The 12,319-nt window shown below is 74.6% G+C and carries 9 protein-coding genes; 7 read left to right on the top strand and 2 right to left on the bottom strand.

Translation table 11 applies throughout. From position 1 onward, the window contains the following. Positions 1-106: 106 nt before the first annotated feature. On the bottom strand, positions 107-1,648 hold the full coding sequence (locus ACLGIH_RS06975; protein WP_416524340.1) for a hypothetical protein: 1,542 nt from the start codon (positions 1,646-1,648) through the stop codon (positions 107-109). A gap of 264 nt (positions 1,649-1,912) precedes the next feature. On the opposite strand from ACLGIH_RS06975, the gene ACLGIH_RS06970 reads away from it, so the two are divergent. Both ACLGIH_RS06970 and ACLGIH_RS06965 read left to right on the top strand, forming a co-directional pair. Further along, positions 1,913-3,625, top strand: a complete 1,713-nt coding sequence (locus ACLGIH_RS06970; protein WP_416524339.1) for a PHP domain-containing protein — start codon at positions 1,913-1,915, stop codon at positions 3,623-3,625. 2 nt (positions 3,626-3,627) lie between these two features. Beyond that, the gene (locus ACLGIH_RS06965; RefSeq protein ID WP_416529310.1) at positions 3,628-4,152 is read left to right on the top strand and encodes a hypothetical protein; all 525 of its coding nucleotides are present in this window, start codon (positions 3,628-3,630) and stop codon (positions 4,150-4,152) included. A gap of 462 nt (positions 4,153-4,614) precedes the next feature. Here the strand turns inward: ACLGIH_RS06965 and ACLGIH_RS06960 are convergent, their stop codons facing one another. Beyond that, a complete protein-coding gene (locus ACLGIH_RS06960) occupies positions 4,615-5,871 on the bottom strand; it encodes a D-arabinono-1,4-lactone oxidase (protein ID WP_416524338.1) in 1,257 nt (418 codons plus the stop codon). Between the two features lie 105 nt (positions 5,872-5,976). Here ACLGIH_RS06960 and ACLGIH_RS06955 point away from each other — a divergent pair, with 105 nt between their 5' ends. The 5 genes from ACLGIH_RS06955 to ACLGIH_RS06935 all read left to right on the top strand — a co-directional run bounded on the left by ACLGIH_RS06955 (position 5,977) and on the right by ACLGIH_RS06935 (position 12,298). Then, positions 5,977-7,296 carry a radical SAM protein gene (locus ACLGIH_RS06955; RefSeq protein ID WP_416524337.1) on the top strand — a complete coding sequence of 440 codons (1,320 nt, stop codon included), beginning with the start codon at positions 5,977-5,979 and terminating at the stop codon, positions 7,294-7,296. 185 nt (positions 7,297-7,481) lie between these two features. Then, positions 7,482-8,963, top strand: coding sequence for a cellulose binding domain-containing protein (locus ACLGIH_RS06950; protein ID WP_416524336.1), 1,482 nt, complete (start codon positions 7,482-7,484; stop codon positions 8,961-8,963). A gap of 224 nt (positions 8,964-9,187) precedes the next feature. Continuing rightward, the gene (gene rsgA, locus ACLGIH_RS06945; RefSeq protein WP_416524335.1) at positions 9,188-10,303 is read left to right on the top strand and encodes a ribosome small subunit-dependent GTPase A; all 1,116 of its coding nucleotides are present in this window, start codon (positions 9,188-9,190) and stop codon (positions 10,301-10,303) included. Positions 10,304-10,394: 91 nt separating this feature from the next. Continuing rightward, positions 10,395-11,777, top strand: coding sequence for a bifunctional transcriptional activator/DNA repair enzyme AdaA (locus tag ACLGIH_RS06940; protein ID WP_416524334.1), 1,383 nt, complete (start codon positions 10,395-10,397; stop codon positions 11,775-11,777). Next, positions 11,774-12,298 carry a methylated-DNA--[protein]-cysteine S-methyltransferase gene (locus ACLGIH_RS06935; RefSeq protein WP_416524333.1) on the top strand — a complete coding sequence of 175 codons (525 nt, stop codon included), beginning with the start codon at positions 11,774-11,776 and terminating at the stop codon, positions 12,296-12,298. The genes ACLGIH_RS06940 and ACLGIH_RS06935 overlap by 4 nt, the downstream gene beginning before the upstream one ends. Positions 12,299-12,319: the final 21 nt, after the last annotated feature.

Here is a 12,319-nt window from a genome sequence, read left to right as displayed (position 1 = left end):
TGCGGCGGGGGCGTGCCGCGCGCCGCGCCCCTCCACCGCAGGGCGCCCCGGGGCCGCCCGGTGGCGGGGCCGACGGTCACCGGAGGGCCGTGCGCCGCACGGACGCTCAGCAGCGCCGGCCCGTCGCCCGGACCAACGCCACGTCCTCCGCCCGCACCCGCAGGGCGTGGCGCACGGTGTCGCCGCCGCGCTCGGGGGCCGGGTCCCACAGCCAGAGAGTGTCGCCGCTGGGCTGGAAGGAGACGACCGGATGCCTCGTCGGGACGGGTCCGTTGACGACGGAGATCTCCTTGCCGAGCGGTTCGACGCAGACCAGCTCGGCGCGAAGACCGAAGTATCCGGGCGGCCGCCGGCCCGCGGCCGCCGCGTCCATGGTCCGCCCGGCCGCCCGTTCCAGGTCGCCCAGGGCGAGTTGGGTCACCGTCAGAACCGCGATGAGCCCCGCCAGGCACAGCAGGAGACGGAAGAAGCCGCTGATGGGCGCCGGCACATTGAAGTGCCGGGACCAGCCCGCCAGGGCGATGAGGCCCAGGACGGACAGTACGGTCACGGCCAGCGGGCGGAACGCCACGGCGTACCGCCAGTAGAAGCCCACGTGCACCGTGTTCGCCGGAATCCCGAACATGTCCTCCAGGTACACGGCGTGCAGGAAGGACCCGGCCCACGGCATGACGAAGGGCAGCGGTGCCACCAGCACGGGCAGGAACCACTGCACGTTTCGGCTGAACCAGGACGCGCTGAGCGCGTACCACAGGCCGAGGGCCATGGCGCCGGCGCCCAGTGCGATGCCCAGTCCGGTGAGGACCCCGGACAGCTCGGTGTCGTCGGAGCTTCCCCACAGCCAGCCGGCGAACGTCATGGCGCCCGTGAAGAAGACGCCGCAGCCCAGCCGGACGAGCCACGGACGCGGTGCGTTCGAGGTCATCCACGCACCCAGCGGCCAGCAGATCACCGCCGGCACCAGCAGTGCCGCGAACCGCCACCCGGAGGCGAGGGCTCCGATGACGCTGCCGCTCAGGGCGCAGACGAGCACGAGCGCGCAGACCGCGGCGACCGTGCCCGCACCGGGCCGCGGTTCGTCCGGTCCGGCACCGGTCCGGGGGCCGATGCCCCGGCGTATGTCGTGCACCGCCCGGTCGAACGGCGGGCCCCCGATGTTGCGGCCCTCCAGTTCGGCGAGCACCTGCTCCCGCGTGTCGTCGGAGTGCTCGCCGCGCAGGTTCAGGGTGTGCCGTACGTCCAGGCCGCCGACGGCCGCCCAGTGCTCGGCGAACCAGCGACGCACGGGGCCCGCGTCGTCCGGCACCCTGCGATGGACGTGGTAGACGGTCTGCGCCTCGCGGGGCCTGGACGGTACGAGCTTGGTCTCCCGCACCCACAGGTCGACCTTCCGCTGCTCGGCGAGCGAGGTGAGCCGCTCGACGGCGGCCGACCTCGCGGTCCACCGGGAGCCGTGGACCGGGATCTCCACCAGCAGTCCGGCCCAGCCGTCGTCCGTGGTGACCGCGTCACCGTCCCGGGCCGGGCGCACGCCCCAGCCCCGGGCCGTGAACAGGCTCGTCGCCAGCTCCAGTTCGTCCTGGTCGTCGCGGACCTCGACGAGCAGCCGGACCCGGCGGTTGTACGGTCCCGTGGTCTCCGGCGTCACCGGCGGCCGGCGGGGTTCTCGGTGGTGCTCATCGTGCTCCTCGCATCCGCTTCGACGGGCTCCGGCGATTCTTCGGGGCAACGCGGCCGATCCACAAGGGGGTTGGGGCGGGCGTCGAGGAGGAGCCGACCCGCCGTGTGCGCGGCACCCGCCCCTCACACCACAGTCGTTCAAGGTTCATCTTCCGCATCGATCCTCCCCACGCGGCGACAACGCGCCGCGGAAGGCAGCCGCGAGCAGGCCGCGGCACTCGGGAGGCACACCATGGGACACGGGCACGGGCATCACCACCACGGTCAGGGGCACGACCACCACCACGGGCACGAGACGACGGCACCCCTGCCCGCCGCCTTCGACACCTCCGTCCCCGACGAGGCCCTCACCGCCGAGCAGCAGTCGCGCCGTTCCCTGCTGCGCCGGGCCGGCCTGCTCGGTGCGGGGCTGGCGGCCGGCAGCGTGCTCGCGCCAGGAGGGGCCGCGCCCGCGTACGCCGGCGACCGTGACCGGGGCCGGCGCGGCAAGAGGTTCCTGTGGCTGGCCGGCGACCACCACATCCACACCCAGTACAGCAGCGACGGCAAGTACCGCGTCGTCGACCAGGTCCGCCAGGGCGCCCGACACGGCATGGACTGGCTGGTCATCACCGACCACGGCAGCGAGACGCACGCCAGGATCGGCGTCGAGAAGGTCAACCCGGACATCCGCGAGGCCCGCGACGCCTACGCGGACACCCTCGTCTTCCAGGGCCTGGAGTGGAACATCCCCGCCGCCGAGCACGGCACCGTCTTCGTCCACCCCGGCCGCCACGAGGTCGAGGTCCTCAAGCAGTTCGAGACCGACTACGACGGCAGCGTCAAGGGCGCCTCCGCCTCGACGCCCGCCAACGAGGCGCTCGCCGTCGCCGGCCTGACCTTCCTCGCCGAGCAGGTGCGGCGCCGCAAGGTCCGGGACGTCCTGATGCTGGCCAACCACCCGGCCCGCAAGGGCATCGACTCCCCGCACGAGATCCGCGCCTGGCGCGATGCCACGCCCGGCCACCGGCAGATCGCCGTCGGCTTCGAGGGCGCCCCCGGCCACCAGGCCGCCGGCCTGCCCGAGCCGCTCGGCATGGGCCGGGCCCGCGGTATCTACGACGGCGGCCCCGGCGCCAACTCCTTCCCCGGCTACCCGCTGGAGAGCTACCGCACCTGGGGCGGCTTCGACTGGATGACCGCCACCGTCGGCGGCCTGTGGGACAGCCTGCTCGCCGAGGGCAAGCCCTGGTGGATCACCGCCAACTCCGACTCCCACCAGGTCTACGCCGACACCGCGGTCCGCGGCCCGAACAGCGACTTCAAGGCCAACGGCCGCTACGAGGACCCGGTCTACGGCGGAGGGATCGACCTCACTCAGGGCGACTTCTGGCCCGGCCAGTACAGCCGCACCCACGTCGGCGCCGACCGCTTCTCCTACGCCGCCGTGATGGACGGCATCCGCGCCGGCCGGGTCTGGGTCGACCACGGCCAGCTCATCGGCGGCCTCGACGTCCGGATGACGGGCGGCGGCCGCTGGGCCACGCTCGGCGGCGCGCTGCACGTCAGGAAGGGCACCGAGGTCACGCTGAGCGTGGACGTCGCCCTGGCCGGCGGCCCCAACTGGGCCGGGTTCCGGCCCACGCTGGCCCGCGTCGACGTCATCCAGGGCGACGTCACCGGCGAGGCCGCCGACAAGGACACCTTCACCGCGCCCACGGCCAGGGTCGTCAAGTCCTACGAGGTGAACAAGTCCGCCGGCACCGTCCGCCTCACCTACGGCCTCGGCCGCGTCGACCGTCCGCTCTACGTCCGCCTGCGCGGCACCGACGGCAACCGGTCGGCCGTCGGCGCGATGGGTGCGGCCGTCGACCCGGCGGGCCCGGCCATCGACGTCGTCGGCGACGCCGACCCGTGGCGCGACCTGTGGTTCTACTCCAACCCGGTGTGGGTCCTGCCGTCGTGACCGTGCCCCCGCCCCCGCCGCCGTACGTCGTCGGCATCGACACCGACGCCACCGACCTGCGCGAGGCCGATCACCTGCTCCGGACGCTGGCGGCCGGACTCCGCCTCCCCGAGGACACGTTCGGCTGCACCCACCTGGTGCGGGGGGAGAGGCCGCGCGTCGCGCTGTCGCTGGCCGTCGCCTCGGAGCCGGTCCTGCGCACGGCCCGCGAGCGCCTCGCCGCCCAGGGGTACGCGCTGGCGGACACGCCCGCGGACGCCGTCGGCCGTGCCGTCCTCTACCCCGGCGCCGAGGCGCTCACCGGCACGCTGCCGGTCGCGGAACTGCTGGCCCGCTCCGCGATCGACCGGGTGACCGTCCTGGGCGGCCCCGAGCCACCGTCCGGCGACACTCCCGTGGTGACCCGCGGCCACGTCCGCCCGCAGTGGCAGCACGGCCGGCTCGTGCTGGCCGCGACACCGGCCGCGGGCGGCACGCTGGTCCCGTTCGAGTTCCCCGACCCCACGCCGTGCTGCGCGGATCACTGACAGGCTGCCGGGGTCACCGGACGGCACCGCCGCGGTGGCCCCGGCAAGCGGCCGGCGACTTGGTCAGTCACAGGACCGGGGATGGGCCCACATCGTCTCCAACTGGTCGATGTAGCGGACGGTGACCCATCCGTCGATCACCCGCAGCATGGTGTCGTCGGACGACGGCGACCCGGATGTAGTCGTCCGGGCCGGGCGAGGAGGCCGTGGCGTCGATCTTGCCCTTGATCCGCTGGGTGATCAGGTAGTCGGGGTTGCCCTTGCCGGCGGTGCGGTGAGCGCGGTCATCACCAGGGCCATCACACATCAGCGTGGCTTGTATGGAACGCCGCAGTACGGCGTGTCTGCCTGTGGTCATGAACCGGAATCCATCCCGCGCGGAAGGCCCCGCCGCCGGGCGGCCGCTGACGGGCCGGCAGGGGCGTGCGGGCAGTGGACAGTGGCAGTGGCCCTCTGGGAGCGTCAGCCGCCCAGCAGGTCCCGCACGAACGCGTTGGCGAACGTCCCCGCCGGGTCCAGGGTCCGCGCCAGTGTCCGGAAGTCGTCCAGCCTCGGATACCGCTCGCGCAGGACCTCGGGCGCCGTCGTGAACACCTTGCCCCAGTGCGGGCGCGCCGCGAAGCCGTCCAGCACCTCCTCCAGCCGCCGCACCACCGGCAGCACCGCCGCCGTGTCCGCCACCCAGGTGAAGTGCACGGCGACGCTGTCCCGCCCGTACGCCGGGCTCAGCCACTGCGCGTCGGCCGCCACCGTGCGCACCTCGCAGGTCTGCACCACCGGTGCCAGGGTGCCCCGTATCGCGTCCATGGCGTGCAGCGCGGCCACCGCGTGCTCGCGGGGCATCAGGTACTCCGACTGGAGTTCGGCGCCGCTGCTGGGCACGAACTCGGCCCGGAAGTGCGGCAGCCGCTCGTGCCAGGGCCCCGGTACCCCGAACTGCTCGGTGCAGTTGACCCCGGGCATGCCCGGCACCGGGTGCATCTTCGCGGTGGCCGGGGCGGCCCACGGGAACGGCGGCAGCGGCCGGTCGGCGCGCCGCTTGAGCCACACCTGCCGGAAGCCCGGCGCCCGCCAGTCGGTGAACAGACTCACGCTGTACGCCGCCGCCATCACCGTCTCGAACGCCGCCGGGTCCAGTCCGGCGAGCGGCAGCTCGGTGAAGACGTGCTGCTCGACCTCGTAGGCCGGCTCCAGGTCCAGGGTGAGCGCGGTCACCACGCCGAGCGCGCCGAGACCGGTGACCGCGCCGCCGAACCGCTCCTCGCCCCGGCCCACGGTGACGGTGCCGCCGTCCGCCGTGACCAGCTCCACCTCGCGGACCACCGACGCCAGCGACCCGTTGGCCGTCCCCGAGCCGTGCGTGCCGGTCGCCACCGACCCGGCCACGGAGATGTGCGGCAGCGACGCCATGTTCGGCAGCGCCAGCCCGCGCGCGTGCACCCGGCGGGCCAGCTCCGCGTACCGGACACCGCCGCCCACCCGCACCGTACGGGCCGCCGTGTCGACCTCGGCCTCGGGCGGCAGCTCGGCGAGCGACAGCAGGACGCCCTCCGGCCCCGGCTCGGCGATCCTGTTGAAGGAGTGCCCGCTGCCCAGCACCCGCACCCGCGCGCTGCCGGCCACCAGGGCGCGCAGCGAGGCCAGCGTGCGCGGCCGGTGCAGTTCCTTGGCGGCGTAGGTGATGTTGCCGGCCCAGTTGGTCACGGTGATCTCGGTCATACCGCGGAACCTACCCGGGGCGCTGGACGGGACCCGGCCGGGGAGCCGCACCGGCGGGGGCATACCGTGAGAAGTCGAACGCCTGGAACCGGGAGGAGACACGGGATGGGCAGCCGTACCGCGCTGGTCGAGGATCTGATGGAGCGCTTTCCGCACGTACCGCGGGAGGCCGTCTTCAAGGAGGACCTGCTCCGCGGCGGGGTGGCCTTCGACGCGTCCGCCCTCAGCGACAACGAGAGCGGCGAGGTCAAGCCGAAGTCGTACTTCATCTTCTCCTTCGACCACGGCACCCTGCCGGAGCTGGGGGAGGCCGCGCTGCGCCGCCCGCCCGAGGAGATCATCCTCACCGGCGGCCCCTACGACCTGCGCCGCACCGTCGTCTCGGTCCGGGTGAACCCGTCCTCGCCGTACCGCGTCGCCGCCGACGACAGCGGCATGCTCGGCCTCTACCTCGACGGCAGGCGGATCTCGGACGTCGGCGTGCCGCCGATGCCCGAGTACTACCGGCACACCCTCGCCAACGGGAAGTCGGTCATGGAGGTCGCCCCCACCATCCAGTGGGGCTACCTGATCTACCTGACCGTCTTCCGGGTCTGCCAGTACTTCGGCGCCAAGGAGGAGTGCCAGTACTGCGACATCAACCACAACTGGCGCCAGCACAAGGCGGCCGGGCGGCCCTACACGGGCGTCAAGGACGTCGAGGAGGTGCTGGAGGCCCTGGAGATCATCGACCGCTACGACACGGCCAAGGCCTCCACCGCCTACACCCTCACCGGCGGCGCGATCACCAAGACGGTCTCCGGACGCGACGAGGCCGACTTCTACGGCCACTACGCCAAGGCCATCGAGGAGCGCTTCCCCGGCCGCTGGATCGGCAAGGTCGTCGCCCAGGCGCTGCCCAAGGACGACGTCCAGCGCTTCAAGGACTACGGCGTGCAGATCTACCACCCCAACTACGAGGTGTGGGACCGGCGCCTGTTCGAGTTGTACTGCCCCGGCAAGGAGCGGTACGTCGGCCGAGACGAGTGGCACAAGCGCATCCTCGACTCCGCCGACGTCTTCGGCGCCCGCAACGTCATCCCGAACTTCGTCGCCGGCGTGGAGATGGCCGAGCCGTTCGGCTTCACGTCCGTGGACGAGGCGATCGCGTCGACCACCGAGGGTCTGCGGTTCTTCATGTCGCACGGGATCACGCCCCGGTTCACCACCTGGTGCCCGGAGCCGACCACGCCGCTCGGCAAGGCCAACCCGCAGGGCGCCCCGCTGGAGTACCACATCCGGCTGCTGGAGGCGTACCGGCGGACGATGGAGGACTTCGGCCTGTCCTCCCCGCCCGGATACGGCCCGCCCGGCGCCGGCCGCGCGGTCTTCTCGGTCAGCTCCTTCATGGACAGCCTGCCCGCGGACGAGCCCGTCGAGAGGTGACCCGCGGGTCGCCGGGACGTGCCGGCCCGGCTTCCGGACGCCCCCCGGGAGCCGGACCGGCGCGGTGACGACGGCGCTTGTCAGTCGTGCCGGGGGCGTGAAAGGCTCGGCCCCTGCCGCGAGGCCCCCCTGCAAATCCCCTGACGTGACGGTGAATTGGCCTCGCCCGTGGATGCAGGAGACCCATGCCCGACCTGCCGATCCCCGAGGACGCCGCCGAGGCCGCGCAGTTCGCCGAATGCCGGGACGCGGTGCTGTCGTACGCCGACCTGTGCGCCGCCGGTCCCGAGGCGGCCGCCCGGCTCGCCACCGAGGCGTTCACCCGCGGCATGCGCGAGGTCCGCACCGCGGCCGGCCCTGCCGGACCCACCGCCCGCCGCCCGGCCCGGCTGCCCCGCATCCCCCTGCTGCTGACCGCCGTACGCACCACGGCCGCGGCCTGGGAGTCCGCCGGGCGGGGCGACGGCCTCGCCCCCGGCCTGCGGCTGTGGCTCCACTCCGACCAGGCCGCCCGCCACACCGGCCCGCCCCCGCGCCGCCCGCTCGCGCTGCGCGGACTGCGGGACATGCAGGCACCGGACGCGGAGCTGCTGTGGCTGGCCGACGTGGAGGCGCTGCCGCCGGTCGTGGTGGCCCGCCGGCTCGGCCTCGACCCGGCGACCCTGTCCGAGGAACTCGCCCAGGTCCGCGAGCTGTTCCGGGATCGTTGCCGGCAGAGTCACCGGGACGCGCCGCTGGAACCGCGGTGCCGCGGCTACGCCCGGCTGCTGGACGCCGTCAGCCGGTCGCCGGTCGCCGGCGTCCCGGACGACCTCGCACGCCACCTCGCCATCTGCGCCGACTGCGCCGAGGCCGCCGCCTGCCTGCGCGCGGACGGGGCCGGCCTGCCCGCGGCCCTCGCCGGCGGGGTGATCGGCTGGGGCGGCCTCACCTACCTGGAGCGCCGCCGCCGGGCCGCCGACGCCCGCCTCGGCGCCGGGCAGCCCGCGCCGGCCGACGACATCCCCGCGGACGACGGCGCTCCCCGGGCCGGCGTCGTGCGGGGCGGTCTGCTGGCCACCGCCGTCCTGGTCTCCCTGCTCGCGCTCGGCGCCTCCCTGATGCCCCTCGGCGGGCGGAGCGGCGAGGACACCGTCGGCAGCCGGCCGGTCGCCGACCCCGTCCCGTCCCTGCCGTCCGCGCCGTCGCCGTCGACGCGCCCGCCGTCGGACGCCCCGTCCCCGTCCCGCGGCACCCCGCGGCCGGACGCCACGCGGCCCGCCGCGCAGCGCAAGGACCGGCCGCCGGACCCGGACCCGGAACCCCAGGGCACCGTGTCCTCCACCGCGGCCCGGCCCACCGCCGGCCACGCCGGGCCGCCCGTCTGCCGCGTCGACTACGACCTCGTCAACCAGTGGCCCGACGGCTTCCAGGCCACCGTCACCGTCACCACCACCAGCGCTCTCGACTCCTGGCGCGTCGCCTGGTCCTTCCCCGACGGCCAGCAGGTCCGCCACATGTGGGACGCGAGCTACGAGCAGGACGGCTCGCGGGTCACCGCCGGCGCCGCCGCGTACAACGGCTCCGTCCCCGCCGGCGGCCGCCTCTCCTTCGGGCTGATCGCCTCCCGGAGCGGTGAGAACTCCCCGCCGCGCCACTTCACCCTCAACGGCCAGGACTGCGCGTAGGAGTCGTCGCGCGGAAAACCGATGGCGCTCCGCCCACGGGACGTCCTAGAGTTCCGGGTGTTCCAAGCCGCGTACACGTGTGGACGAGGAGGTGTCGACCGATGGCTGTCACCGCGACGACGGGCCCTGCCCGCATTCAGCAACCCATCAAATCCACCTCCGTGGCCTCCGGCTGACCTCACCCTTCTCTCGTACGCCGGGGCCACCCTGTGAAGGGTCAACCGTTGACTTCCTCCACCGCTTCATCCAGTGCTTCCTCCACCGCTTTCTCCGCGCTGGCTCCCTACGGCTGGGACGAGGCCTGGGCCGACGCGTTCGCGCCGTACGCCGGCGAGGGGCTGCTGCCCGGACGGGTCGTCCGGGTCGACCGCGGGCAGTGCGACGTGGTCACCGCCGACGGGATCGTGCGGGCCGACACCGCGTTCGTCACCCCGCACGACCCGCTGCGGGTCGTGTGCACCGGCGACTGGGCCGTCGTCGAACCCGGCGGCAACCCGCGCTACGTGCGCACGTACCTGCCGCGCCGCACCGCCTTCATGCGCTCCACCTCGTCCAAGCGCTCCGAGGGGCAGATCCTCGCGGCCAACGTCGACCACGCCGTCGTCGCCGTGTCCCTCGCGGCCGAACTCGACCTCGCCCGCGTCGAGCGCTTCCTCGCGCTCGCCTGGGAGTCGGGGGCGCAGCCCGTGGTCGTACTCACCAAGGCCGACCTGGTACCGGACCCGGCGACGCTCGCGCACCTCGTGCAGGACGTGGAGACGACCGCAACCGGCGTGCCGGTGCTGACCGTCAGCGCCGCACGGGGCGAGGGGCTCGACGTCCTCGCCGCCGTCGTCTCCGGCGGTACGGCGGTGCTGCTCGGGCAGTCCGGCGCCGGCAAATCCACCCTCGCCAACGCGCTCCTCGGCGTGGACGTCATGGACGTGCGGGCCGTGCGGGACGTCGACGGCAAGGGACGGCACACCACGACCACCCGCAACCTGCTCGCCCTGCCCGGCGGGGGTGTGCTGATCGACACGCCCGGACTGCGCGGCGTCGGCCTCTGGGACGCCGGCAGCGGGGTGGGGCAGGTCTTCGCCGAGATCGAGGAACTGGCCGAGGAGTGCCGGTTCCACGACTGCGCGCACCAGAGCGAACCGGGCTGTGCGGTACTCGCCGCCATCGACGCCGGTGAGCTGCCCGTGCGACGGCTGGAGAGTTACCGCAAGCTGCTGCGGGAGAACCAGCGCATCATCGCCAAGACCGACGCCCGGATGCGGGCCGAGATCCGCAAGGAGTGGAAGCGCCGGGGCGCCGCGGGGAGGGCGGCCATGGAGGCCAAGCGCGGACCCCGCCTCTAGGTCCCTCGGGGGCCCTGCGGCCGGGGCCCCCGACGTCATGTCCGATTTCCGCCAGCCCCGGGCGCCGGGACGGCGGAGACTGGACGGTGTGATGGACGAGGACAGCAGATACGAGGCCGTACGGAGCCGGGACGCCCGGTTCGACGGGGCGTTCTTCTTCGCCGTCGAGACGACCGGCATCTACTGCCGGCCCAGCTGCCCGGCGGTCACGCCGAAGCGGCGCAACGTGCGGTTCTTCGCGACGGCCGCCGCCGCGCAGGGCTCGGGTTTCCGGGCCTGCCGGCGGTGCCGCCCGGACGCCGTGCCGGGCTCGGCCGACTGGAACGTCCGCGCGGACGTGGTCGGCCGGGCCATGCGGCTGATCGGCGACGGCGTGGTCGACCGGGAGGGCGTCGCCGGGCTCGCCGCGCGGCTCGGCTACAGCGCCCGGCAGGTGCAGCGGCAGCTGACCGCCGAACTCGGCGCCGGCCCCGTCGCGCTGGCCCGCGCCCAGCGGGCGCACACCGCGCGGGTGCTGCTCCAGACCACCGGCATGCCGGTCACCGAGATCGCGTTCGCCTCCGGATTCGCCAGCGTGCGGCAGTTCAACGACACCATCCGGGCCGTGTACGCGGCCACCCCCAGCGCCCTGCGCGCCGCCGCACCGGGCGGCGCCCGTACCGCCCGCCGTACGGCGGCCCCGTCCGCGGGGATCCCGCTGCGGCTCGCCCACCGGGGCCGCTACCAGTCCGGGCCCGTCTTCGACCTGCTCCAGCGGGAGGCCGTCGCGGGCGTCGAGGAGGTGAGCGGCCCGCCCGGCCGCCGCGTCTACCGGCGTACCCTCCGCCTGCCGTACGGCACCGGCATCGTCGCCGTCCACGAACGGCCGGGCACACCGAGGACGGGCGGCGGCTGGCTCGACGCCCGGCTGCACCTCACCGACCCCCGGGACCTGACCACCGCCGCGCAGCGGCTGCGCCGGCTGTTCGACCTGGACGCCGACCCCTACGCCGTCGACGAGCGGCTCGGCGCCGATCCCCGGCTCGCCCCGCTGGTCGCCGCCCGCCCCGGGCTGCGCTCGCCGGGCGCCGCCGACCCCGACGAACTGGCGGTACGGGCGCTGGTGGGGCGCGCGGAGGCCGAGCGGCTCGTCCAGCGGTACGGCAAGACGCTGGACGCCCCCTGTGGCACCCTCACCCACCTGTTCCCCGAACCGGCCGTCCTCGCCGAGGCCGAGCCGGACGGCACCCCGGGCGCGCTCGCCGCCGCCCTCGCCGACGGCGCCGTACGCCTCGATCCGGGCGCCGACCGGGACGACGCCCAGCAGGCGCTGCTCGCCGTGCCCGGCCTGGACGCCCGCACGGTCGCCGAGATCCGCGTCCGCGCCCTCGGCGACCCGGACGTCGCCCCGCCCGGCGCGGACGTGCCCGACACCTGGCGCCCCTGGCGCTCGTACGCCCTGCACCACCTGCGCGCAGCAGGAGAGTTGGAGTGACCGTGACCGTGACCTCGACCGTGGATTCCGCCGTGACCTACTGGACCGAACTGGAGAGCCCCGTGGGGCGGCTGCTGCTCACCGCCGACCCGGCCGGGGCGCTGACCTCCCTGTCCGTGCCCGGACAGAAGGGCGGGCGCGGCGTCCAGGACGACCGGCGGCACGACCCCGGCCCGTTCCGGGAGGCCGCCGAGCAGCTCGACGCGTACTTCGCCGGGGAGCTGAAGGAGTTCCGGCTGCCGCTGCGCGCCGAGGGCACCGCCTTCCGCCGGCGCGTGTGGGACGCCCTGGACGCCGTGCCCTACGGGGCGACCACGACCTACGGTGAGATTGCCGCCCGCATCGGTGCCTCCCGGCCCGCCGTCCGGGCCGTCGGCGGCGCGATCGGCGCCAACCCGCTGCTGATCGTGCGCCCCTGCCACCGGGTGATCGGCGCCGACGGCTCCCTCACCGGCTACGCGGGCGGCCTGGACCGCAAGACGCGGCTGCTGACGCTGGAGGGTGTGCTCAGGGCGGCCTGACGGACGGCGGCGGACCGCGGT

Origin of the sequence: Streptomyces hamibioticus, from assembly GCF_047946815.1 — a bacterium.
In the GTDB taxonomy this organism is placed as follows: Bacteria; Actinomycetota; Actinomycetes; order Streptomycetales; family Streptomycetaceae; genus Streptomyces.
Note: the sequence above shows the minus strand (reverse complement) of the source record. Positions and strands in the feature narration are given on the sequence as shown.

What these genes read in the sequence shown, in the direction of transcription:
- ACLGIH_RS06955 (WP_416524337.1), top strand. Translation starts at nt 5,977, where the DNA reads ATGGGCAGCCGTACCGCGCTGGTCGAGGATCTGATGGAGCGCTTTCCG.
- ACLGIH_RS06970 (WP_416524339.1), top strand. Translation starts at nt 1,913, where the DNA reads ATGGGACACGGGCACGGGCATCACCACCACGGTCAGGGGCACGACCAC.
- ACLGIH_RS06950 (WP_416524336.1), top strand. Translation starts at nt 7,482, where the DNA reads ATGCCCGACCTGCCGATCCCCGAGGACGCCGCCGAGGCCGCGCAGTTC.
- ACLGIH_RS06940 (WP_416524334.1), top strand. Translation starts at nt 10,395, where the DNA reads ATGGACGAGGACAGCAGATACGAGGCCGTACGGAGCCGGGACGCCCGG.
- ACLGIH_RS06960 (WP_416524338.1), bottom strand. Translation starts at nt 5,871, where the DNA reads ATGACCGAGATCACCGTGACCAACTGGGCCGGCAACATCACCTACGCC.